This is a genomic window from Rhodanobacter glycinis (assembly GCF_900114325.1).
GTDB classification, from domain to species: Bacteria; Pseudomonadota; Gammaproteobacteria; order Xanthomonadales; family Rhodanobacteraceae; genus Rhodanobacter_A; species Rhodanobacter_A glycinis.
In genome coordinates this window covers 149,359-171,444 of sequence record NZ_FOSR01000007.1, presented here as the reverse complement: position 1 = coordinate 171,444, position 22,086 = coordinate 149,359, and the positions used below count along the sequence as shown (strand labels likewise).

The window sequence follows — 22,086 nt, the reverse complement described above, 5'->3', positions numbered from 1 at the left end:
TCCCTCCAAGGCCGGTGCAGTCCGGCCAACAAAGCACGCGGCTTCGCCAACGCCGATGCGGCGTTGCGCCACGTCACGGCACCCTGCCGCATCCAGGCGCGTGCTGCGCCATCCCCACGTGCAGACAGGCTTCTCGCGCCACGGAGTGCCGCGACCTTTTATCTTGCCCTCCGCCGTTGCCCTGCGCTGTCGCTCCAGGCGTCGATGTCCCGGCCGTGCTGCGCCGCCTTCGGCCTGCGCGTCAGCGAACACGCTGACGACCGCAGGCGGGGCCCGTCCGAGACAGGACGCCTTCCCGTGGAAAGGCGGCGACGGAGATCGCGCGACGTGCGGCGCGAATGCGCCCGCACGCCACGTGCGACGACACGGCGACGGCCCATGGGACGACACGTCGGATCGCACGATGAAACGCAGCGCATCGAACGTCGTCATCGGCGTGCCTCCCGCCCGACCGGATGCGCGATGCCGAGCACGGCGAACGCGCGCACCGGGCCGAAATAGCGGCTGTCGAACGACGCCGGGTTGGTCGTACTAAGCAGGAACAGCTCGCCGGGACGAAGGCGCCGGCACTGCGACCAGGCCTGCAACGGCCGGCCCAATCCGTCGGTGCGCAGCGCGGCGGCCACCGGCACCCCGCCAATGCGCACGATGCCGTCGTGCACACACACCCGCTGCGGCGCGACGGCAGCGACCGGCTTGAGCAGCGGAATGCCCCGCGGCAGGTAACCGCGGCGGGCGGCCAGTGTCGCGGCGGCCGCAGGCAACGGCACCAACACAAGGCTACCGACATGCGGTGCGGCCGGGTTGCGTGTACGCGGATCGACGCGATACCAGCCGACCGCCACGCTGTCGGACGGGTTGTAGACGAAGCGTGGCAGGGGCGACACGAAGGACGCCCAAGCCAGCGCCGTCAGGCCAAGGGCGGCCAAGCTCGCCAGAACCATGCGAGTGCTCGCCTGAGTGGAAACGTTCATGACGCAGACTCCGGGAACTCGCGTTCCAGCAAGGCACGCAACAGCTCGGCCACCGTCACGCCCTGCGTGAACGCCGAGACCTTGATGCGCGCGCGCAGCGCGGGCGTGATGTCGAGGGTCAGGCGCGCGGTATAGAGGTCGCCTTTCTGAAGGCCGTCGCCGTCGCCCTGGCGAACCCACGCTTCGGCATGGGGATTCGCCGGCGGGCGGGCGCCGATGGCGATGCGCCGGGTGCGCACGTCGGTCATGCCGGCCACCGCAGCAGTTCGTCGGTGAGCGCCGTGATCTCGCGCGCGGCGGCGCTGTCGGGCGCCGTCTCGCGGGCGAGCCGGCCGGCCGCCACGCTGTCGGCGAACACGATGCGCTGACGCACTTCCGCGCGCAGGACCGGCAGCGGTTGGTCGGCCAGCGCGCCGCGTGCCTCGCGGCCGATGACCGTGGTGCTGACGCGCCGATTGATGACGAAGGCCGCGTGCAGCGCCGGCCGGAACACCTGCGCCTCGCGGATCAACGCCACCATCTCGGCGCAGGCCCAGACGTCGTAGGGGCTGGGCTGCACCGGGACCAGCACGCGCTCGGCCGCCAGCAGCGCCGAGCGCGCCAGCGCGGCGATGCGCGGCGGCCCGTCGATGACGACGTGATCGCTGCGTCGCGCCAGTTCCGGCGCCTCCTGGTGCAGCGTCTCGCGCGCAAGGCCCACGGTGCCGAACAGGCGCGGCAGGCCCTGCTGGCTTCTCCGCTGCGTCCAGTCCAGTGCCGAGCCTTGCGGGTCGACATCGAGCAGGATGACCTGCTGGCCGCGCAACGCCAGCTCGCCGGCGACGTGCGTGGCGAGCGTCGTCTTGCCCACGCCGCCTTTCTGGTGGAGGAAGGCGACGATCACGAAGACACCCTCTGCGTCGAGAGATCGGCCCCGAGTCGGACTGCGAAACGTCGTGCTGCGCGCAGTCGTTTTCGCGTTGATCGTTGTCGCGCAGCGGTTATCCACCGCGACCCTGCGGACCTACTACGAGTTAGTGCTTTTACGTTAGGAACGTTAGGGCACGTGCAAATCCGCGCCGCGCCTCGCTTTGCCGCGAATCCGTACTCCCGATAGCACGAGGACCGTACTCCCGATAGCACGTGTCCCGGCACGCCTGATGGCACGACGCCATGCACCGCCTGTCCCCGGGTTATCCCCGTGCCGTGGACGACACGGGCCGGAACGTGAGCCATTCCGTGCCATGGTTCGGCAGGCGTTCGATGTGCAACACGTAACCCGGCAGCGACTGCCGCGCCACCAGGACGCGCAGGTCGTAGGCAAAGTCCGAATAGCGCGCAGCGCTGCCGGACTTGCGGTACAGGTGCCGGAAATCGAACTGCCAACCGTTGGGCTGGCGTCCGCCGTGCTTGCGCACCAGGCGGTACAGCCAGCGTTCGAGGCCGCCGGTGAGGCGGAAGTACGCAGGGTCGATGGTCAGCACCAGCGCGGCATCGAGCACGCCCGCGTAGAACCAGTCCGGCAGGACCAGTTCGATGCCCCGTGGCGCGCCGCACCCGTCGGCGCGCTCCTTCCATTCGTTGATCCACGAGAAGCGGTGCAGACGCCGCCCGGTCGTCTCGCGGATCGACGTGGCTACGGTGGTCGACTGCAGGCGATCCAGCGCGGCCCTGAGGCGCTGGTAGTCGCGCAGCGACGTACCGCGTCCGATGAAACGCAGGATCTCGTAGGGTGTGGCCCGCATCAGTCGCGAGGTCGGAATGCCCGCATCGCGGGCTTCGACGATCTGGCTGGCGGCCCAGATCAGGATGTCCGCATCCCAGATGGTGGCGATGCCATGCTCGGCCGTCCCTTCCACGCGGATGCTCACGCCACCGGCCTGGAAGTCGATCGGCGCCATGCGCCGCGACTTCGCCAGCGAGAAGAACGGAAAGGCCATCAGGTCCTGGCTGTCGCGCGGCGCCATGTCGCCCGGCAGCGCGCGGAACAGCGCAAGCTGTTCGCCGGCGGGTCGGGACATGGCGATGGCCGCCCGCGCACGGCCGCTCAGCGCACACGGCTGTCCGCCGCGTGGCGCTCGGCGTACTCGGGATCGGACGTGGAGCCGAAGCCGCGCTGATCGGCCCAGACATCAAGGTCCGCGACGGCGTACATGACGCGACGGCCGAACTTGCGAAAGCGCGGGCCGCCGCCCAGCACGCGCTGCTTCTCCAACGTGCGTGGCGACAGCCGCAGGTAGTCGGCGGCTTCGTCGTTGGTCAGGTAGCGCGGCAGCGCGGAGGTTGCGGCGGGTGGCGGGGTAGCGGCGTGAACGGCAAGGGGCCGCACGGGGTCGGGGCGCATGAGGTCAGCCTCCATCGGTCAAGAGCGCCGGCAACGTCAGCGCCGCCGGAGGGAGGCAGTCTCGGGAAAGATCGGCGGCTTGCTCAGGGACGTTTGGTGGGGTCATGCAAACGTCCCTGCCCGACCGATGCGTGCTGGAGCAAACGGCGATAGCCGCCGCGCATCAGCATCGCGCCGCGCCGGGTGAGCCGACGCATGCGGGCACGCAGCGCACTGTCGGCATGCCAGTCGGCCGCGACAGCGGCGGTCCCGTGCAGTGCTTCGGCCACCTCGCGCAACGTCGCACCGGCCAACATGGCATCCAGCGCCTGCAAGGTGTGGGCTTCCAGCAGCACGGCGCGGCCTGGCCGCGGCCGGCTGCAGGCCCATGCAGCCTCGTCCGCCACGGGCGGCAACCCGGCGTCGCGGTCGTGGCCAACATGCACGCAGGGCACGCCGTACTCCAGCGCGGGGGCGAGCGCGAAGCGCCGCCAGCGTCCCGGCAACCAGGCCGTCAGCACCAGATGCCGCCCCTCATGGAACAGGTGCTTGTGACCGGCGATGTGCCACACGTCGAACCGCACGGCGTCGGCAGCCGGTGCCAGATCGGGATGGATCTGCACAAGGTGCGCCGGCTCGGAACACCAGGCCGGATGCGCCTCGCGCGCATCCAGGCCGGGATTCTCCAACCCGTGCAGTCCCCAGCGTTGGGCGACGGCGCCCATGTGGCCGCGACGGCGACGCCAGTCGCGGCGGTAGTCGGGATGGCGGCGCAGGTATTCCCAGGCGAGCGCCGGCCCATCGAGGTGCAATACGTAGAGGTAGGCGGCGCAGGGATGCCAGGCCTCCGGATGCGGATCGGTCATGGCGCAGACTCCAGCAGCTTGGCAGATCACCGCTCACGCGCCATCTGCGCCGGCGTCGCGTCGTCACCGGGCCATGCGATACAGAGCTCCTTCGGCATCGCCGCGGGGCGTGGCGCACCCGTTGGCGCGTGCAGCCTGTCTTCCGCCGTCATGCAACGTTGAGGCACGATGCATCAAGCTGGCCGTGGGATTGCGACGGTTTACGTCCGATGCGTACCGCGAAACACAGGAATCCGCATTGATGCCTGGATGATCTCCCGTCAGACCTCCATGGACACAATGCACCTGACCACGCCGGTGTTGGTCAGTCCAGGATCGCGCCGTCGCGCTGGGCCAGCCGGGTGTATTCCGACAACGTGCGCGCCGCCTGAAAATAGATGTCGCGCGTGACCGGTCGATTGCGCGGGCCGACGATGGATGCCAGGGCGGAGAGGCGCACCGTGCCCAGCGCGGGCATGCCGATGCCCGCGTCGCACAGGCCGTACGCGGTATCGCCGTCGTCGGGATCGAGCGCCGCCAGCAGCCAGATGGCATGCGCGTCGGGCGTGAACAAGCGGACCACGGGCCGGAAATCGAGGTCCGGCAACGCCGTGCGGGCACGGCCGTTGGCAAGCAGTTGCGCCCGCTCGTCGTCGGTGACGAGGGTGTTCATGGCACGTTCCCCCTGTAAGGATCGCTGCTGCCCCCAAGTATCGGCATTGCCGATCCGAATACCAGCGCGACACGCCACCCAGCCGCTGCAGCACCGATCCGCTTTGGCGCGGATGCGCCGATGCGCGAAACCGGTTTTGCGGATGGGCGGCCAAGCACGGAGGCGGATACGTGGGTTTTCGTGGAAGCGCACAAGCGCAAAGACTTCATGGCGGAAAACCGGAAAAGCACAGTCATCGCGATAGGTGCAAGGTTCAGACCCACAAAGTCACAAAGGCGCCGGAACCGGCTTGGCGCCTTTGCGGAAAGCCACAGGCAACGACCAGCCCAGGTAACTACCTTTGAGTTATCTTTAACGTGGTTTTAGTTGGACTGTCAATCGACGCTTCTGTCCATGCAGAAGCGTTCGATCCAGCGCGGGCGCCCCGCCGGCGCCACCACCTACGAGGCCGAGCCGGCCAAGGCGTTCGGTGCGGCGGTGCGCGCACTACGCATGGAACACAGTGTCGCGCAGGAAGACCTTGCCAACCTGGCCGGCATCGAGCGCTCGCACCTGGGCAAGATCGAGCGTGGCACGCACATGCCGACGCTCGCGCTCATCTTGAAGATCGCCCGCGCACTGGGATGCAGCGCGGCCGATCTGATGGTGGAGACGGAAAGCCGCCTCGCGGCGTCCGTCTCCTAGCCAGGGAGGCGCCCCTTCGTTCGGGCTGTCCGCGACGGTCGGCCGGCTTGCTGCGCAGCCAGATCAGTGTGGTGCGTGCTGTCGTCCTCGGTCACCTGCCTCTGCGCTTTCCACCCACAGGTGGAACCGGTGAGTCGTGCGTCGACCAGCGCACACCTTTACTAATGGCAAACCGAAGCCGGCCCCGAAGGGCCGGCCCGGTGCCGGCGGATCATTCCGCCGGCGGCTCCTTCGGCTCGTAGAGCCGCACCACGATCACGCCGTCGAGCGGCAGCGCGTTCAGCGCGAGGCGGAAGCCCTTGCCGTCGCCGTTCGGGAACGCCACGCCGATCTTCGTCCAGTCGTGGCGGGTTTCACCGGCCACCTGGTACTCGCGCACGGTGAAGGCGTCGTAGCGGTCGGCGGCTTTAGGGGCGGGCTTGCTGTTCTTGCTCATGAGGATGTCTCCGGTTGGGTTCTGCGCGGTTGCGCGAGCCCAGGGCCGCGCGCCGGATAGGCTCGGCAGCACCGGAGTGACGAACGCGAGTGAGGAACGCAGGGCGGAACATCGTGGAGCACCCCTTGCGGGTTGCGCGGAGACGAGGCGCGCTACCGTCGCTCGCCATCAGCAATCGCACCCGACCGGAGTCCATGAACAAGCATCACAGCCCGCCCCTGCCGATCACGGCAACACCCCGTACCCAGTGACAGGTGGCATCGATACGATGGGATCAGGCATGGCGCTCCCGATGGCAAGGACTTGCGCCCATCGACTGTCCATACCGCGATGTGATCGTGGTGCACACGAAACATGCTCCGGCCGGAAGGATGCCGCACCAGCGGCACTTCGGGACGATGTCGATGCGAATCCAGCAAGCCGCGCGCGCAGGCAACCCGAGGTTGCCGAAGGCGTCAGGAAGCCAGGCCGGAACGGGCGCAACGCCGTGCGCGTGCGCAGCACCCGGTATCCGACCCGAAGGGTGACGCACCGGCCCACTTCCCTTTCGCTGGTAATCTTCAGGGCGCCACCCATCCACACCGAGGAGCTTCCATGGCTGTCAAACTCGACGGACTGTCACCGAAGGAACTGCAGGTTCTGATCGCCCAGGCCCAATCGAAAATGGAGTCCGCACGCGCTGAACATATCCAGAGCGTCAAGGCCAAAATCGACGCACTGCTCAAGGCCGAGGGCCTGCAGCTCTCCGAGGTCTACGCGGGACGCGGCGGCAAGCGCGGCAAGCGTGCCGGTGCAGGCATTCCCAAATACCGCAATCCGGCCGACCCTTCCCAGACCTGGACCGGCCACGGCAAGAAACCAACGTGGTTCCAGCTGGCCCTGAAGAAGTCCGGCGTGACAGCAGACTCGCTGCTGATCACCCGGGCGGCCACGAAAAAGGCACCAACGAAGAAAGCCGCCAAGAAGCGGACCGCCAAGAAGGTGGTCAGGAAGGCGACCAAGTAAATCAATAACCCACCTGCTGGATTGCATCGCGTGAACAATCTTTGGGATGTTCCACTCTCCTCGGTGACCGCCCTGACTCCCGAGCATGCCGTAGTCGTCATGCGCGCAATCCTTCGGTCGGAGTGCAGCTACGCCAAAATCAATCCGACCGCATTGACGATTTCCGATCGTCTCACCGTGGCGGACGGTGGCATTGATGCGGAAATCAACTCACCACCGGGACATGTCGTTCCAACAGACGGCATTTTTCGGTCCGGACTCACGGGGTTCCAGATCAAATCGGGAACAGGGTTCAAACCCTGGACGACAGGTGCGATCCGCGGCGAGCTGCTGGACAGCAAGGGGAAGCTGTATTCCGAGGTGGATCGCCTTTTTCGTCGGCAAGGGCGCTATACGCTGCTCTGCACGGGCCATGACCTGACACCGAAACAGCGCAGCGATTCACGCGAACAGATTGCTGCAGTCCTCGTCGAAGCAGGATTTGGGATAGACGAAAAACAGGTCGAGGTTCTCGGCGCAAGTCAGATCGCAGAATTTGCCGAACGTTATCCGGGAGTGGCGTCCCTGTTGATGACCGACCCCATTCAGGAGGCCTGGGTTCTCGAGGACTGGCAACGCGACGCGCACATGGCCAACCCCTTCGAGGCATCCTCGGAGCAGTCCCGGATAATCGACCGGATTCGTGCGGGACTGGCAGGTGAGAGCAAGCATATCCGTATTCTCGGAGAGCCGGGTCTCGGGAAGACGCGCATTGTGCTGGAGTCCGTCAGAGATCCCAGTCTTGCACCTTCCGTACTTTACATACCGCACGGTTCGCAGTTCGGACAGTCGAAGCTTTTTCGCCAGCTGCTTAAATCCGGTCGCGACAAGCCGCTTGTGCTGGTCATCGACGAACTTCCGGAATCCGAGCTGGCCGATATCTGGCGCCACCTGAAGTCACGTTGCGGCAGCTTGAAGATCGTGTCGCTGGATCACGGCAGGGACGAAACCCATGACGAAGACATTGATCGACTTGCCGTTCCCCGCCTGCCCGACGAAACCATAAGAAAGATACTTGCCAGTCAAGTCGGCGAATCACACGAACTCGATCGATGGGTCGCGATCTGCGAAGGTTCTCCACGAGCAGCCCAGGCGGTCGCCGACAACCTGCGCGCGAACCCGGATGACATCCTGAAGCCATCCTCGACGGTACCCATCTGGGCGAGGTTCCTGCATGGCTATGGCCGCCGCGACGAAAGCTCGGCAAGACAGGTTGATTGCGTCACCCAACATCTGGCCTTGTTCAGCCGATTCGGCTACGAGTCCCCGGTGGGTGACGAGGCGGTGTATATCGCCGAACTGGTTCGAGAGGTGGATCCGACCATTGGATGGGCGCGATTCCAGGAGATCATCCAAGCTCTTCGTGCCCGGAGAGTATTGCAAGGAAGCCGGACACTCTTCTTCGTACCCAAGGCACTCCACATCTACTTGTGGAAACAGTTCTGGAAGAACTACGGACGCGGGTTCGACTTCGTACGAACCCTCAATGCCATGCCCGAATCCTTGCACGCCTGGTTCATGGGCATGTTCAAGTTTGCCGGAGATGCCGCAACCGCTCATGTCATCGACGACATCCTCAAGCCAGATGGCATATTTGCCGAACGGGCCACACTGACGTCGGACAAGGGTTCTCGATTTCTTTCAACCCTCGCCGAGGCCAATCCGGCCGCCGTGTTGAAGCTCCTCGAAGCCACGATCGGCCAATGGACAGATCAGGAATTGCTCGATTTCACAAAGAATCGGCAGAATCTTGTCTGGGCGCTGGAAAAGATCGCAGTCTGGCCGCCCCTGACGGTACGAGCCATCCATCTGCTCGCCCGACTCGCGGTCAACGAGAATGCCGATCACTCCAACAACTCGACGGGCACCTTGATGGGGCTGTTTCGCATCGGCCCCGAAGCCGCCGTGACGGAAGCTTCACCCGAAGCCCGGCTGCCGGCCATGCTGAAGCTTCTCCGTGCTCCCAGGGACGCGGAACGCCATCTCGCGCTCAAGGCCATGGACGCTGCGCTCGATAGCCGTGGTTTGGGCATGCGCATGGTTGGGCCGGAATACCAAGGGCTGCGGGAGCGAGCCAAGCTCTGGATGCCTGAAACCTACGGTGACTGGTGGCAGGCCCAGTTCGAGTATTTCCAAACGCTCGTCGATGAAACGCAGAACTGGCCGCCCGCCCTACGCACCGGAGTTTGCCAGACCTTGCTGAACGCCGTGGAGCAGCAGGTCTGTACGCCACCCTGTACCGAGTTGGCGTTCCAGGTGCTGAACGTGCTTGTCGACGACAAGGCCATGCTGCCGGAAAAGCTGAATAACTTCTTCTCGCATTGGCAGGCGTACGAGAACGACGGCAAGCATCCCGAGATTGCAAAACGCCTTCGGGATCTCGAACGCCACTACACGAAGCAAGATCTCGCAAGCAGATTCCGTCGCTACGTCATCGATGTGAGCTGGCAGGAATGGGATGAGGATTTCCGCCAAAGTGCCGATAAACCCAAGAACCGCGCCAAGGCGCTCGTCACGGCATTGGCTCATCGCATCGCGCGGCATCCGGAGACACTGAACCAGATTCGGCATCTCCTCGCTCCTACGTCAAATGCACCTGCCCTATGGCATTTCGGAGCGCAGCTGGCATCTGCCGATACGCCGCGAACACTGCTGCCAGCTCTCGTCCAGGTGACGCTGGAGACGAGGCACCCAACGTGCCTGCTCGGCTACTTGTCAGACGTCCTGATATGCAATCCAACGCTCTATCACTCCACGGTTCGTAGCCTTCTGGATACGGAGACCACGGCGTGGCTTGGGGTCACCATCGCACTTTATGCTGCCTATGACGATGAGCTGTTCGAGCGATGCCTGGATGCGCTGCAAAAGCGATGGGTCGACCCGCTGCTTTTCGGGATACTCCGGTACGGCAAGGCGATCGAATCGGTCGCTCCGGAAAGGATTCGACGCCTGCTTTGCCTATTGGCCGAATGCGACACTCAGGAGGCGCTGTTTCTACTGGTCGAACTGCTGGACTCCATTCCGTTCAACGGTTCCTCGCCCTTCACTTCGGACTTCGTATTCCGGATCGTGTCGGAGTCCGTCCCCGGCGAGAAAGGCCGGGACGTCATGCGTGGTTACCATTGGAAGAATGTCTGCTTGAAATTGATCAAGTGGGATGTGAGTCGTGCACTCCCCTTGCTGGATGCCCTGCTCACCCAGATGGGGAAAACGTACGAGCTGAGCTATGACACTTATGCAAAACCATTGGCGGATGAACTCGTCCGAGTCGATCCGAATGGTGCATGGACTCTTGTGGAGAGGCATTTGGAAGAAACGCTTCCCAAATGGCGAGGTGACATTCTGAGCTGGCTCAAGGGTGGTCTGCACACCTTCAACGAAGGTACCCCGAGAGGGGCGCTTGCGGATCTTCCGATTTCGGAAATTCTTGCATGGATCGAACAGGACCCCGAGCCCAGAGCTGTGCTGATGGCCCATGCCGCCCTTCGAACACTTGACGATGATCAAGGCGGTCAACTGACTCGGGAATTGTTGCAGAGATATGGACAATTCAAGGGAGTTCGAAATGGCATCAGCACCACTTTTCATTCCGGGGGATGGAGTGGCCCAACAAGTGTCTACCTGAAACGGAAACGGGACAAACTTCGTCAGTGGCTGGCGGCTGGTTTCGAGCTCCAAATCACACAGTGGATCGAAAGCGAGATCGAGTACCTGGATCGACACATCGAGCAAGAGGAAATCGACGAGGAACGCTCCCGATTCGATTGACCAAAAGCTCAGCAAGCCAGCCACAAGGGCTCATAGGAGCCCCCTTGCCGCCATGCTCACGCATTCGCCCGCGCTCACCACAATGTGATCCAGTATCCTCACACCGATGTGCTGGAGGCCGTCGCCCAGTTCCTTGGTGATCGCCCGATCGGCGGCGGACGGCTCAGCCACACCCGAGGGATGGTTGTGCGCGAAGATGCACGCGGCGGCATTGTGCTGCAGCGCCGAGCGGATCACCTCGCGCGGATGCACCGACGCACCATCGATCGTGCCGCGGAAGAGCTTCTCCACCGCGAGAATGCGGTGGCGATTGTCGAGCCAGACGACGTGGAACTCCTCGTGCTTCAGGGCGCCGAGCCGCATGCGCAGGAAATCGGCGCTGTTCCTGGGATTGCCAACGCTGCCCAGCCGTTCCAGCCGGCGGCGCAGGATGTCCTCGGCCGCTTCCAAAATGTCGCTCTCCGTCTGCGGCCCATCAACTATGTAGTGCCCCAGGACGTCGCGTGTGATGCCCATGTGCCTTCTCCCCGACGCGGGATTGCGCCGTGGGCACCGGGTGGTGAAGCGGGAAAAGACCGGCAGCACCGGGAAGTGTCGGCCATGCCGACGCTGAAAGGCGGGAACGTAGGTGGACGAGGGCTTGCCCCTTGCGCTGGCCTACCGCGCAACCAACCTTGCCCAAACCAGCGCAAACCCATCAGCGTCTGGGAAGCATGGGTGACGACGTCTTGGAGTACGTCTCGAAAGACAAGCATCCTGAACGCGATCGAGCTTGTAGTGCATCGGAAAAAGCTTGGATGGGCGTGTGCGACACAACGTTCCGACGATTCATGGCCCCGATCCAAAGTCACACGCTAACGCCGCCGACTTTCGTGGTGAAGCTGGCTCACAGGCCTTGGACTTGCATCCCCCAATCTCGCCTTTACCTGGGTCTATCCACAATTCTCTCTGCGCATCGGGCCATCGAGCGCTGAAGTCGGGCGATGACCTTGTCGCCTGCATGCATCTCATGTTCCCACACCCGAAGCACCGACCAGCCCTGACGCCGGAGAGCTCTGGCTACCCGACGATCACGCTTGGCATTGCCTTGAATCTTGTCTCTCCAGAACAATTCATTGGATGTCGGTTGAACACCGTGTCGAGGACAGCCATGCCAGAAACAGCCATCGATAAATACGGCCAACCTGAGAGCGGAAAAAACGAAATCCGGTCTGACGGATTGACGCCTCCCTCGTGTGTGCGGCCTCGGTGTGATTACAAGCGTGACTGGCTTGTGTCGTCGCCAACCCGTAATTTTCTGCTGCCGAAGCAAACGCATGAAGGCGATTTCGGTGCGCTGATTGCCACGCCCCTTGATGTGCGACATCACTTCAGATCGTTTCGCCGGGGTGAATATGTCAGCCATGGCCGCGAGATCAGGTTCCGAACAGGATTGCCGCTTCTGCGGGCTCCCGCGCAATCACAAGATGGTCAAATGTATCCAAGTTGATCACATAGTCCACTCCCTCAACTCCGGCCGGCACTCCGGAAATGAAGGTTCCGGGTGTGATCTTTGGAAAGTCAGCGCGGACATCAAACAGTAGCGCCTCGACCACTCTCCACCGGGTCTTTTCATACTCTTCCCGGTGGGCTTCCACATATCCCGCGGCAATCAGTGCAGTTTCCAGCATGCCCTCTGCATCGGCATGTTCCGCCGCAAGCCGCCGAGAGACTTGGACGAGCAATGGCAGCGTGTTGCTGGCTCCCGCCTCTTCCCTAAGACGAACACCGAAAAACATCAAACGACCTGATTCCGGCGGGTCGAGTTGCTGGATGCCGTTTACACGGAATGTCCGCCCCCGGGTGGAAGAAGTTCCCTTGATCTCGATTGACAGGCCGGGATGCTCAAAATCATGGCGAGCGCCATGAGTTCCCCGCCAGCGCCGCAAGGCTTCCAAGCCACCGACGGCGGGGATCAGCCAATAGGTCAGGAACCACAGCTCGGCGAACAGGCCTGCCTGCTCCTCACGCGTCAACAGCTGCATGGACTGCTGCGACCAGAAGCGCCTCCAGCGCGCGAGTACGGCAGAGACAGCATCGGCTGGAGCTGCATCGGCGCGCAGCCTTTCCGCGATTTCTCCTCCGATGAGGTCGAACATGACGTGGGCCGCCGCATCATGACATTTGAGCTTTATGTAACGCGCGTGTTCATATCCAGGGAGGACAAGCTCATCGGTTTCCACAGTCAGTCCGCGACTGCTCACATCTCGGAAGGCGCCCTCAATGGGATCAAGGGCCACCAGAAGATGGTGATGGCCGGATGCATCGATGGCCGCCAGCAGCCGGGGCGTGATGTCAGGCAGGGCCTGGCGGCCCACCAGTTCGTCTCCCTTGGGTCGGGACGGTTCGATCTGACGCCAGACCTCCGCAGGCACCGGGTTCATTCAGGTCTCCAGCCCGCAGTCCCAATCGCATAAGTGCCGCGCACACTCTGCGCGTTCATTGACCGCGGGAATGACAACGCAATGCCCAAGACGTCGCGAGCCAGCGGATCGTTCGGATCGCCGAAAAGCGACTGCCGCGCGCCTCCCGGGACGAGCTCCTGTCCGGACCGTCGACTGATCGGATAGATCAACAAAAGTCCTTCGGATGGGTCGCGAATTTCGCGGGCGGCAGGATTGATTCCGATCCCTCTTGCTTGGCGCAGTTGTGTCACCTGATCAAGCTGCTCCGGGGTAAACCCGACCGCTTCGTCACCAGGGCTGGTGATGACGCCCAGCGAATCCGGGTCGCCCCGCAGGCGTGATCGGCTGATCATGTTGACGATGCCACCAGGGATATCCCAAGGCAGCCGTCCCAACCGAGGGTCATGTGAGGTGCGGCCCATCATCGCGACTGTCCATCGTACAAGCTCACCCTGTTCTCTCTGCCTTTCGATATAGCTGTCCAACAGGGCCAGCGAAAGGCTGCGGACCTCATCATCCACCTGGTACGTCGCCAAGTACGCCAGCACCTCGTCTGCAGACACGTTGGACCACATCGGCCCAGAATCCAGCCATGTCGGCGTACCGAGGCGACCAAGCATGTCACGTGTCGCAAGGACGTTTTCCTCGAGCAGCGCCGCGAGATCGACGGGGCGCCGGAAGGGAAACTTCACCGTCTGGACGACCTGGCTACTGTAAGACTGTTCGACGATGATCGTGGTCGCAAAACGCGATTTGAGGCGGTTTGTCACAAGCATCGCCGGATGCTCAAGTATCCGGGTGCCGAGCTGCAACGGTGTCACCTGCTCGACTTCGTAACGTCGAATGTCCTCGCGCAACGAATATTCCACGTTTGCCAGGTCGCTAAACCATCCTGCCAGTTCCGCGGGCATCCATATCCTGGTCAGATCCTCATAGCCGCCGCGAAATCCAAACCAACGTCCCATCTGCATCAATGTGTCATACATCGCACTGGGACGCACAAAGTAACTGATCAACAGACCTTCAAGAGTCAGCCCACGGGCAAGCTTGTTTCCACCAACCGCGATCGCCTTCAACCCGGGCTCCCGTTCGTAATCAAGCATCTCACCCGTTGCGCTGTTTATCTGGCGCACGAGGACCGCCTCCACGAACGGACCAATGTGCTCCTCTATTTGGTCGAAGCTGCGTTCACGGCCCACGAAGCTGGCCCGTGTAACCGGAACGAATTCCGTCTGCCAGCGCTCGCGCATCCGCTCGCGGATGCCTTGCTCACGTTGATAGCGCCATTCGTCTTTCAGTTCGCCAAAGCGCGCATCCACCTGCCTCCAGATACGATCGTGTTCATCGGTTCTCTGACTTGTATGGATGAGCATGGTCGCGGGATGCACCCCGTCACCGCGTTCGGCACGGGCAGCACCGGCCAAAATAAAATCCAACAGCGCCCGATCCAAGGATGGTGGAACAATCCCGTTCTCCAAGGTGGCCAGATCGGCATCTGGAATGTGTCGTACCGCATCGATGCCCCCAATCAGCTCCCCTGTTTCAGGATCCTGGCGTCCGAAGAGCTCCTCGGCACCGAAATAGCCGGAAGGCTTGGGGAGATCAACGATAAAATCCTTCGGGTAAAGATCGTTTCCAACCGATGGATCCACGGTGTCATGCGGGATAAGGATGTTGGCAAAGGGCGTTGCGGTGTATGCAACATAGGCACAGCGTTGGAACTTCTGCAGGAGCTGTCGGATCAGCCCATTGATGACCGCCGGCGCCTCATAGTCCTCGTCATCGGCGCTGGTCGTGCCGGTTTGGTATGAACCGCGTGTATCAACACTGGCCTGGTCCGCCTCATCATCGATGACGAGCAGCGGAAGCGTCCGCCTGACCTCTTCCGGTGCCGCATCGATCCAGGCATGCAGACGACGCAGCACCGGCCCGTTCTTCTTCACGACCAGAAGAACCGGCTGGGTGCCCTGCAAGGCGCTGTGATTCGCGTTCCCGGCGCGGAAGTCTCCGTCAAAATCCTCGGTAGTGAACTGGTGCCACTGCCTGCCCATTGGCGGCAATGGAACCGCGCCCGGCCTGCTGTCCGCATAGCCCGCCAGCTCCTTGTTCACACGGATCTGGGTCTGCCGTCGCAGCCCATTGTCGAGCCCTGACAGCACGACGAGCAGCCGGAAGCCGACGTCAGCGGCCTTGGCCATCAATGCCGTGAAGTTCGCGGTTTTACCGCTTTGAACATATCCGAGGACGAGTCCCCGGATGTCGAACCGCTCGGAGGCTGGATCCGAAACCTCAGCGAGTATGCGGTCCGTGGACTCATCAAGGGAGCGCACCGCCGGAGCTCCCCATCCCTTTACGTTGAGGAGATAATCCCGAAGCGAGGGCCAGTAATACCACCCGGAACGATCCATCCTCCGCAACCAGTCACCGCGACCACTTTCGGCCGTAATGATGCTTGCGGGGCGCAGGACGATCATCTCTTCCCTTGAGAGCAGCTCCCTGACCTGAGAGCGCAGTTGCTCCGGTATCGCCGGGTTGCCCACCGCGTCATCGCGTGGAAGTCCGTTTGCGATGAGAACCCTGACTATGCGCAGGGCGGAATCAAGCGTCAGCGGGTCAGTCATGCCTCTTCCCCTTTTCCAGCCGGTCGAAAACCGATCTGACGACCGGCAGCTCCTTTTCAGTTGCGACGCGCTCTGCTGCCTGGCGGACTTCCTCCACCGTCCACAGGCGGCCATTCGCTGGGCCGGATGCCGGCTTGGCATCTTGGAAATTCGGCGGCGATGCGGCCGGATTCGTCTGGACTGATGAAAGCCCTTGCGCAGAGCGGGACCGAGCTGTGAGGCGGCGCGAACCACCGTTTTCCGCCGAGCGACGGTACGCATTCTGCGCGATCTTTATGACGGGACCCACGGCCTTGTCGAAGTGCTCCTTTAATAGCTGGGGGAGTTGTACCCGCATCTTCGCAACGTTGATGCGGAAGGCCTCATCAAGGTGCGGATCGAAGCTCACCGCAACTCTTGCAAGTTTGGTGTGCTCGTCAAGCGTCCGGAGGTTGCTCCAACCTCCGCTCTGAATCATGCGGTTTGCACGATAAATGTAGAAACCCTGCTGGCGGTTCCACCGCAGTGGTCCGGCCGCTGCCGAGTGGGCCTGGGTGGAGTCAAAGTCATCCTGGTGTGGCAGGACATAAGGCTCGATCAGGATGTCACCACGGATGCCCTCATGGTCGTAGTGGAGCGTGACCGTCTCCAAACGTTTGGTTTTCGGCTCATGACGGACAAACGGATCCCATGGCTGCACCGCATTGCCATTGATCTGGATCCGGATCTTCCGTCGGCCGGCCTCTCCGGCGAGATAGCGGTGGAACACCATGGCAAGGTGCTGCTCCAGCTCGCGGCACATGCCGGAAAGCCGCTTTTTGGCCGCTTCACCATATGGATGCTTGTAGCCCAGGATCCGATCAAGCCGCTGCCACAGGACGACCGTTCCGGTGTGCTTCTTGAGCGGGGCGTCCAAGTGCTCCGGCCGCTCCTTGCGCCCCACCTCAAGGATCTCCCATGCGTTCACCTTCACCACATGGGCCAGATCCCAGCAATAGGCATGCACCTCCGCTCGCTCGGTGCTTGATCTGCTGGCCACCGTCAGCCGCCGGCATTGGCTCATGGACGCGGTCTTGAGACCCAGCCCGAATTTCCCCAGCGCATCTTCGTCATAGTCACGCTCTGCGCCATAGCGAAGCGCCTCGCGTATCTGCGCCGGCTTCATTCCCGTGCCGTTGTCGGTGATGCGAACCCAAGACTCATCTCCGTCAAAATGCACGTCAACGTCGATCTTTGTCGCCCGCGCCTCTATGGAATTGTCCACGACATCTGCGACCGCAGCGGCGAAGTCGTACCCCATGTCCCGCAGGGAGGTGATCAGTCTCCTGGCAGACGGTATCAGCTCGTGCCCTTTTGCCCTTCCTGCCATGTCTCCCCCTGTTGTTTCTTCCACCATGTCCATCCCATGAGCTGGGCATGTGAACAGTAATACTCGTCAAAGCGCAGCTTGCCCTGCTGGAAGCGGCGGGTGGCCTCTCTTGCTATGGGTATCAGCCTGACGGGCCAGCCGCTGGAGGCATAGATCGGCGCGGCAATTTCCGGAACGAGATCGGCGAGCATCGCAGGCTGGTGGACATCCTCATCAACGCGGCCGCCGTTCTGGCTTGCACTGTCGGGATGCAGCCAGCTGTTCAGAAACCCGATCGAGAACCAAGCCTTCTTGAAGTCATCCAATGGCAGCGTCCGAAGCCGTTGTCCATTTCCCGTTCCTTCGACGATCGCGGTCAGCCATTCCGCCGCCTGTTTCGGGGTGGTGGGCAACGGCGACAACTCCCGATCAGACAGGGGGGTGCCCAGATATCGCTTCAAGCCCCGCCCTATTGCCTTGCCCAATAGCGGCGGGACCGCATTTCCGATCAGCCGATACGCAACGGTACGCGCTTTTGGAAAGGTGAACCAATCTGGAAAGCTCTGAATTCTGGCCGCTTCGCGCACGGTGAGCGATCGGCGCTGGGTGGGATGGATGAACATCAGCCCATCTTTGCTGAGGTGGGCAACGATCGTCGAACACAAACGATTGCGGTGCTGTTTCGTGTATCGATCCTTGAAATTCTCCCGGTCATAGGGAAACTCCATCTCCACTCCCCGTTCTATTGCCTGCAGACTGGTTTCACCCTCATGTAACCGGTCAAAATCCCTGAGATCACGGGCACTATGTGAACGTGCAACATGGCCGGTGAGTTCGACCGCGCGGTCGACCTGAGCGACATCCTCAAGATAATTCCGGCCATAACGCTGCACGTGAAGATGGCGACGCCTGAAGTCGTACGGCGAAGAATCCTCCCCCTCCCCGGCTCCGAGTATCGGTAGGTCACCTATGGCGTCCCAGAGCGTCACCAGCTTTTTGAGCCCTCTCGGCCGGCCCGGTCCCTTGCGTGCACCGTCCGAATCCGTCGAGTCGCCATGGGTCGCCGCCACATACTGCTCGGCCGAAAATATTGGCAAATCGCATGTCGTGCCGATGATCAGCTGACGCTCACGCTTCTGTGGAATGCCGTAATGCCATGCGCGAACCGGGGTCGCATGCACGCGGTAGCCGAGCTTTCGCGCCTCCGCCTGCACCGCGATGAAGAATTCACCGCCGGCCGCGGTCCGTATGCCCGGAACGTTCTCCATCACAAAGATCGACGGCCTGAAGAACTCCACGTAGTGAAGGTAATTTCTGAAGAGAAGACGGCGTGGATCCTCCACCAGACGGCTGCCGTGGTTCGAACCGTCGACCATCCTTGCCTTGCTGAATCCCTGGCACGGCGGTCCGCCCACGATGATGTCGACTTTCGCTTGCCCGATGATCTCGCGAAGCGCCTCCGGCGTGAACTTCGTCAGATCACGCTCAAGAACATGCCCAACTCCTGGGAAGTTGCTTTTGAAGGCACTGATCGCGTCGGGGTCAAAGTCGATTGCCGCAACACAGTTCAACCCGGCCGCCTCAAGACCGAGGCTGAATCCGCCGCATCCGCAGAAAAGGTCGAGATAATTGAACGGAATCGCCTGTTCCGTCCTGACAGATCGTCTTTTAGCCACCGGTGGACACCGAGACTTCGAGCCGGATCTGCTCCGCCTGCTGGAGTGTTGATATCACGTTGAACAGATTCGCCGACTTCGGATTGCCTTGCGGTCCAAACATCCTGTGCAGACTCTTGGAGGGCGTACCCACCCTCACAGAAAGTCCTTCAAATCCGATCGTCGCGTTGATGTAGTCACGCAACACCGACTTGCCGACGTCAAGCTCGCCCTCCAGCAGCGCACCAAGTGCGTTGCAGAGCAGCTGTCTGCGGAATGCGGCATCGCTGCTCGCGCGACTCCGCACGGCCTCATTGAAGTCTCTTGTCAGCGCCATATACCCCTCGTCACCAAGATCGCCGCATCTGCTTCCAAAAGCTCGACCGGCCAGCATTGGCGAAATGGTAACGCAAAGGTTACCAATGGACAACTGTGCAGCAGAGCTGCGACAGCCCCACCGTTATACGGTGAAACCATCGGTGATCCAACATGCGGAGTCGATTGCGCGGGCCGCGCACGGGCAGGCCGGCCAGCGGCGACGTTCCTATGGTGTGGCTGAAGACCGCCCACCACTACCTGGCTATCATCATGACTCCACACAGTCTGAGATTTTGCCATGTCCCAGCGGGTCACACTGGATGCCATGATTCCTCGTGAGGATTTCTCTGTCGCCCAAGAGGAGTTCGTCTTGGATCTGTTTCGGGACTTCCCCATCGCCAACCTGTCCGCAGACTCGGCAATCCTGAGGCTGCTCAGGAAACCTGATTTCCAGCGAGAGACGAATCAATGGACACCGGAGCAGGTTGTGACCTTCATTGCCAGCTTTCTCGACAATGAGGTCATTCCATCATTGATTCTGTGGAAGTCACCAACCTTCATTTTTGTGATAGATGGCTGCCATCGATTGAGTGCGCTACGCGCCTGGATTGAGGATGACTATGGGGATGGACCTCTCTCGCTGGCATTCTATAAGGGGGAGATTTCGGAAGAACAGAAAAGGATATCCAAGCGGACAAGAAAGCTGGTTGAACAGCGGATAGGCCGTTTTTCCAAGCTTCGCGCACTGATCGATACGAAGGTGTCCGACGATGCCCATGCACTGAAGAGGGCCAATCGCCTGTTTACTCGCGCACTGAACCTTCAGTGGATACAAGGCAATGCCGACGTGGCGGAGACGTCATTCTTCAAGATCAACTCTCAAGGCACTCCACTTGATGATACGGAAGAGATGTTGATCAGGAACAGGAGAAAACCTATTGCCATAGGGGCTCGCGTCATTCTTCGTGCAGGCAGCGGCCATCAGTATTGGTCATCGTTCAAGCCGGAGTACAAGGAGCGCATTGAGAGCCTGGCCGGCGAGTTCTATGAGCTTCTATTCGAGCCTGAATCCACCACGCCATTGAAAACGCTGGATGTTCCCTTCGGCGGCTCTGTCTCACCTGTGGATGCGCTGTCTCTGCTGATTGAGTTCCTCACCATCTCGAGCAATCGACAACCAGTCGCCCTGCCCATTGAAAAGTATGCCGATGATGACACCGGAGAAAAAACCATTGATGTGCTGACACGCTCATTGCAGATATTGAACCGGATTACCGGCAACTCACCTGGCAGTCTGGGCCTTCATCCCGCCGTCTATTTCTACAATGAACGCGGCAAGTACAACAGGTTTCTTTTCTTGGGGATGACGGCATTGATCACGGAAAAGATCAGGAACAACGACGGCTCTTTTTTCAAGAAGTTCACCTCAGCTCGAGGTATGGCGGAGAAGTTCTTGGTCGAAAACAAATCATTGATCGCGTTCGTCTTACAGAACATGAGCAAGGCGCAGCGCATTCCGCGGATGAAGGATCTTTTCGAATTCCTTTTCCTCAATGCAACAGGTGTCGCCGCTCCGACACCGGAAGCAGCTATCGCGAACATGGGGCTGCGTGGCCGGATCTTGGATGTAAATGCGATACAGACATCCCCGCAATTCAATGACGGAACGAAGTCGATGCTTTTCATGACCACGGCACTCGCCTCAGCCATCATGTGCCCCATCTGCGGAGGCTATCTTCACCCGAGCAAGTCCGTGTCGTATGACCACATCACGCCAAGGCGGGACAAGGGAACCGGCGAAGCCGCCAACGGCAGATTGGTCCATCCCTTCTGCAATACGGGTGTGAAAGCCTAGACGCCGCCGATGAGGCGACACAGGGGGAAAATACGCGCTGAGCCGCTTCGCTCAGACACATTGCCTGATGGAGCTCCGCTTCTCTTCCTGCGTGTCCGAGGGTATGGGCCCGGCCCTGATGTAACCGCTCACTTGCGGCATCGAATACTTCGATTGGATTCATACAGCATCTGGACCGTATTGAAGGTCTGGCGAAAGGAGGGGAATGGTGTACACGGAGGAGACGTTTCAGGCCCAACGTGACTGGTCTGAAAGGGCACTCATGCTGATGCGGGAGACCCTTCCCCTGATGGCCCCTGTCGCAAGGCATGGGGCATGGGAAGGCCATGAGCAGACCACCCTTGCGATGCTGCTTTCCGCGGCGGCGCGCTCCACGGAGAGCACACTTCTGCTGTGTGCGTACGGGCAGCTCTGGGATGCGGAAGTCACGCTTCGTTCCGTATGCGAAGCATCGCTCAAGTTTGCCTTCATCATGCAGACGAAGGAGCAATTCAAGACCCGGATTGGGGAATACGGCGGCGACCATTTCAACGCCACCCTCCTAAAGGATGATCAGAAGGTGCGCGACCTTCTTGATGCACTTGGCGATCCTGACGCGAAGGAATGGAAACCGCTGCGGGAGCGGCTGCTTACCGATGAGGAGCGCACGATCTTGGGCGAACGGCATGACAAGGCCGCGCGTCGTGCGCTGGAAACAAGATGGGGGTTCACTGGAATCATCGGCGCCCTTCGACGAAGCAACGATCAACTGTTCGCGGATTTCGGCGGACTGGCCCATGGGTATTCGATTGCAAGCCATGTCCACCATGCCGATTATCAGGGCGTGTCGATTCCTTTGGACCGTGATGCACGTCAACCCGATCGCCGAGATTCATTACACATGGCCCATCTGGCCCGCCTCATATCCGACTCATTCGACTACCTTCTGATCAGACTCGGGGTCGGCTATCGGTTCATTGAACACGATACGTCCAGCCTCAGGGAAGCCCGCTTGAAGGTACAGGGATTACGGGACTCCTTTGGCGGCGCCTACAACAAATGGATTGACATCGAATACCCCGAATGATGCCGGCCTGTCACCACTTTTTTTTGAATTGTTGATGCTTGAGCAACGCCAGCACGCACTCTTGCTGCCAATTG

General features: G+C 61.4%; 20 protein-coding genes. 5 read left to right on the top strand and 15 right to left on the bottom strand.

Features of this window, described 5'->3' with window-relative positions; all coding sequences use genetic code 11:
* Positions 1-428 precede the first annotated feature (428 nt).
* The 7 genes from BMY90_RS09700 to BMY90_RS09665 all read right to left on the bottom strand — a co-directional run bounded on the left by BMY90_RS09700 (position 429) and on the right by BMY90_RS09665 (position 4,794).
* A complete protein-coding gene (locus BMY90_RS09700) occupies positions 429-974 on the bottom strand; it encodes a S26 family signal peptidase (protein ID WP_092703564.1) in 546 nt (181 codons plus the stop codon).
* Positions 971-1,222, bottom strand: a complete 252-nt coding sequence (locus tag BMY90_RS09695) for a chromosome partitioning protein ParB (protein WP_092703640.1) — start codon at positions 1,220-1,222, stop codon at positions 971-973. Before BMY90_RS09695 ends, BMY90_RS09700 begins: the two co-directional genes overlap by 4 nt.
* On the bottom strand, positions 1,219-1,857 hold the full coding sequence (gene parA / locus BMY90_RS09690; RefSeq protein ID WP_092703562.1) for a ParA family partition ATPase: 639 nt from the start codon (positions 1,855-1,857) through the stop codon (positions 1,219-1,221). Before parA ends, BMY90_RS09695 begins: the two co-directional genes overlap by 4 nt.
* Before the next feature lie 289 nt (positions 1,858-2,146).
* A complete protein-coding gene (locus BMY90_RS09680; RefSeq protein WP_092703560.1) occupies positions 2,147-2,974 on the bottom strand; it encodes a replication initiator protein A in 828 nt (275 codons plus the stop codon).
* 26 nt (positions 2,975-3,000) lie between these two features.
* Positions 3,001-3,297 (bottom strand): helix-turn-helix domain-containing protein, encoded by a 297-nt coding sequence (locus BMY90_RS09675; RefSeq protein WP_092703638.1) that lies wholly within the window; start codon positions 3,295-3,297, stop codon positions 3,001-3,003.
* Positions 3,298-3,380: 83 nt separating this feature from the next.
* Positions 3,381-4,142, bottom strand: coding sequence for a DUF2285 domain-containing protein (locus tag BMY90_RS09670; RefSeq protein WP_092703558.1), 762 nt, complete (start codon positions 4,140-4,142; stop codon positions 3,381-3,383).
* Between the two features lie 304 nt (positions 4,143-4,446).
* Positions 4,447-4,794: a DUF2958 domain-containing protein gene (locus BMY90_RS09665; RefSeq protein ID WP_092703556.1), complete on the bottom strand. Its 348-nt coding sequence runs from the start codon at positions 4,792-4,794 to the stop codon at positions 4,447-4,449.
* A gap of 393 nt (positions 4,795-5,187) precedes the next feature.
* Here BMY90_RS09665 and BMY90_RS09660 point away from each other — a divergent pair, with 393 nt between their 5' ends.
* Positions 5,188-5,478 carry a helix-turn-helix domain-containing protein gene (locus BMY90_RS09660; protein ID WP_092703554.1) on the top strand — a complete coding sequence of 97 codons (291 nt, stop codon included), beginning with the start codon at positions 5,188-5,190 and terminating at the stop codon, positions 5,476-5,478.
* A 211-nt stretch (positions 5,479-5,689) separates the two neighbouring features.
* Here the strand turns inward: BMY90_RS09660 and BMY90_RS09655 are convergent, their stop codons facing one another.
* Positions 5,690-5,914, bottom strand: coding sequence for a hypothetical protein (locus BMY90_RS09655; RefSeq protein WP_092703552.1), 225 nt, complete (start codon positions 5,912-5,914; stop codon positions 5,690-5,692).
* A gap of 594 nt (positions 5,915-6,508) precedes the next feature.
* On the opposite strand from BMY90_RS09655, the gene BMY90_RS09650 reads away from it, so the two are divergent.
* On the top strand, positions 6,509-6,919 hold the full coding sequence (locus tag BMY90_RS09650; protein ID WP_092703550.1) for an H-NS histone family protein: 411 nt from the start codon (positions 6,509-6,511) through the stop codon (positions 6,917-6,919).
* 30 nt (positions 6,920-6,949) lie between these two features.
* Positions 6,950-10,726: an ATP-binding protein gene (locus BMY90_RS09645; protein WP_139201729.1), complete on the top strand. Its 3,777-nt coding sequence runs from the start codon at positions 6,950-6,952 to the stop codon at positions 10,724-10,726.
* Positions 10,727-10,756: 30 nt separating this feature from the next.
* On the opposite strand, the gene BMY90_RS09640 is transcribed toward BMY90_RS09645, so the two are convergent.
* The 7 genes from BMY90_RS09640 to BMY90_RS09610 form a co-directional block, all read right to left on the bottom strand.
* Positions 10,757-11,242 carry a JAB domain-containing protein gene (locus BMY90_RS09640; RefSeq protein WP_092703547.1) on the bottom strand — a complete coding sequence of 162 codons (486 nt, stop codon included), beginning with the start codon at positions 11,240-11,242 and terminating at the stop codon, positions 10,757-10,759.
* 406 nt (positions 11,243-11,648) lie between these two features.
* Positions 11,649-12,131, bottom strand: a complete 483-nt coding sequence (locus tag BMY90_RS17565; RefSeq protein ID WP_092703545.1) for a very short patch repair endonuclease — start codon at positions 12,129-12,131, stop codon at positions 11,649-11,651.
* A gap of 10 nt (positions 12,132-12,141) precedes the next feature.
* Entirely contained in the window at positions 12,142-13,149 is a 1,008-nt protein-coding gene (locus BMY90_RS09630) for a PD-(D/E)XK motif protein (RefSeq protein ID WP_092703543.1), read from the bottom strand.
* On the bottom strand, positions 13,146-15,791 hold the full coding sequence (locus BMY90_RS09625; protein WP_175481548.1) for a Z1 domain-containing protein: 2,646 nt from the start codon (positions 15,789-15,791) through the stop codon (positions 13,146-13,148). Before BMY90_RS09625 ends, BMY90_RS09630 begins: the two co-directional genes overlap by 4 nt.
* Positions 15,784-17,166 (bottom strand): ATP-binding protein, encoded by a 1,383-nt coding sequence (locus BMY90_RS09620; RefSeq protein WP_175481547.1) that lies wholly within the window; start codon positions 17,164-17,166, stop codon positions 15,784-15,786. Before BMY90_RS09620 ends, BMY90_RS09625 begins: the two co-directional genes overlap by 8 nt.
* Positions 17,109-18,794 carry a DNA cytosine methyltransferase gene (locus tag BMY90_RS09615; protein ID WP_217638566.1) on the bottom strand — a complete coding sequence of 562 codons (1,686 nt, stop codon included), beginning with the start codon at positions 18,792-18,794 and terminating at the stop codon, positions 17,109-17,111. Before BMY90_RS09615 ends, BMY90_RS09620 begins: the two co-directional genes overlap by 58 nt.
* Positions 18,787-19,110 (bottom strand): transcriptional regulator, encoded by a 324-nt coding sequence (locus BMY90_RS09610; protein ID WP_092703634.1) that lies wholly within the window; start codon positions 19,108-19,110, stop codon positions 18,787-18,789. Before BMY90_RS09610 ends, BMY90_RS09615 begins: the two co-directional genes overlap by 8 nt.
* A 279-nt stretch (positions 19,111-19,389) precedes the next feature.
* Here BMY90_RS09610 and BMY90_RS09605 point away from each other — a divergent pair, with 279 nt between their 5' ends.
* Positions 19,390-20,946 carry a GmrSD restriction endonuclease domain-containing protein gene (locus BMY90_RS09605; protein ID WP_092703536.1) on the top strand — a complete coding sequence of 519 codons (1,557 nt, stop codon included), beginning with the start codon at positions 19,390-19,392 and terminating at the stop codon, positions 20,944-20,946.
* Positions 20,947-21,151: 205 nt separating this feature from the next.
* Entirely contained in the window at positions 21,152-22,012 is an 861-nt protein-coding gene (locus BMY90_RS09600) for a DUF5677 domain-containing protein (protein WP_092703534.1), read from the top strand.
* Positions 22,013-22,086 lie beyond the last annotated feature (74 nt).

What these genes read in the sequence shown, in the direction of transcription:
- BMY90_RS09680 (WP_092703560.1), bottom strand. Translation starts at nt 2,974, where the DNA reads ATGTCCCGACCCGCCGGCGAACAGCTTGCGCTGTTCCGCGCGCTGCCG.
- BMY90_RS09600 (WP_092703534.1), top strand. Translation starts at nt 21,152, where the DNA reads ATGGTGTACACGGAGGAGACGTTTCAGGCCCAACGTGACTGGTCTGAA.
- BMY90_RS09655 (WP_092703552.1), bottom strand. Translation starts at nt 5,914, where the DNA reads ATGAGCAAGAACAGCAAGCCCGCCCCTAAAGCCGCCGACCGCTACGAC.
- BMY90_RS09700 (WP_092703564.1), bottom strand. Translation starts at nt 974, where the DNA reads ATGAACGTTTCCACTCAGGCGAGCACTCGCATGGTTCTGGCGAGCTTG.
- BMY90_RS09640 (WP_092703547.1), bottom strand. Translation starts at nt 11,242, where the DNA reads ATGGGCATCACACGCGACGTCCTGGGGCACTACATAGTTGATGGGCCG.
- BMY90_RS09610 (WP_092703634.1), bottom strand. Translation starts at nt 19,110, where the DNA reads ATGGCGCTGACAAGAGACTTCAATGAGGCCGTGCGGAGTCGCGCGAGC.
- BMY90_RS09660 (WP_092703554.1), top strand. Translation starts at nt 5,188, where the DNA reads ATGCAGAAGCGTTCGATCCAGCGCGGGCGCCCCGCCGGCGCCACCACC.
- BMY90_RS09665 (WP_092703556.1), bottom strand. Translation starts at nt 4,794, where the DNA reads ATGAACACCCTCGTCACCGACGACGAGCGGGCGCAACTGCTTGCCAAC.
- BMY90_RS09670 (WP_092703558.1), bottom strand. Translation starts at nt 4,142, where the DNA reads ATGACCGATCCGCATCCGGAGGCCTGGCATCCCTGCGCCGCCTACCTC.
- BMY90_RS09620 (WP_175481547.1), bottom strand. Translation starts at nt 17,166, where the DNA reads ATGGTGGAAGAAACAACAGGGGGAGACATGGCAGGAAGGGCAAAAGGG.
- BMY90_RS09650 (WP_092703550.1), top strand. Translation starts at nt 6,509, where the DNA reads ATGGCTGTCAAACTCGACGGACTGTCACCGAAGGAACTGCAGGTTCTG.
- BMY90_RS09695 (WP_092703640.1), bottom strand. Translation starts at nt 1,222, where the DNA reads ATGACCGACGTGCGCACCCGGCGCATCGCCATCGGCGCCCGCCCGCCG.
- BMY90_RS09675 (WP_092703638.1), bottom strand. Translation starts at nt 3,297, where the DNA reads ATGCGCCCCGACCCCGTGCGGCCCCTTGCCGTTCACGCCGCTACCCCG.
- BMY90_RS09625 (WP_175481548.1), bottom strand. Translation starts at nt 15,791, where the DNA reads ATGACTGACCCGCTGACGCTTGATTCCGCCCTGCGCATAGTCAGGGTT.
- BMY90_RS17565 (WP_092703545.1), bottom strand. Translation starts at nt 12,131, where the DNA reads ATGGCTGACATATTCACCCCGGCGAAACGATCTGAAGTGATGTCGCAC.
- BMY90_RS09630 (WP_092703543.1), bottom strand. Translation starts at nt 13,149, where the DNA reads ATGAACCCGGTGCCTGCGGAGGTCTGGCGTCAGATCGAACCGTCCCGA.
- BMY90_RS09605 (WP_092703536.1), top strand. Translation starts at nt 19,390, where the DNA reads ATGTCCCAGCGGGTCACACTGGATGCCATGATTCCTCGTGAGGATTTC.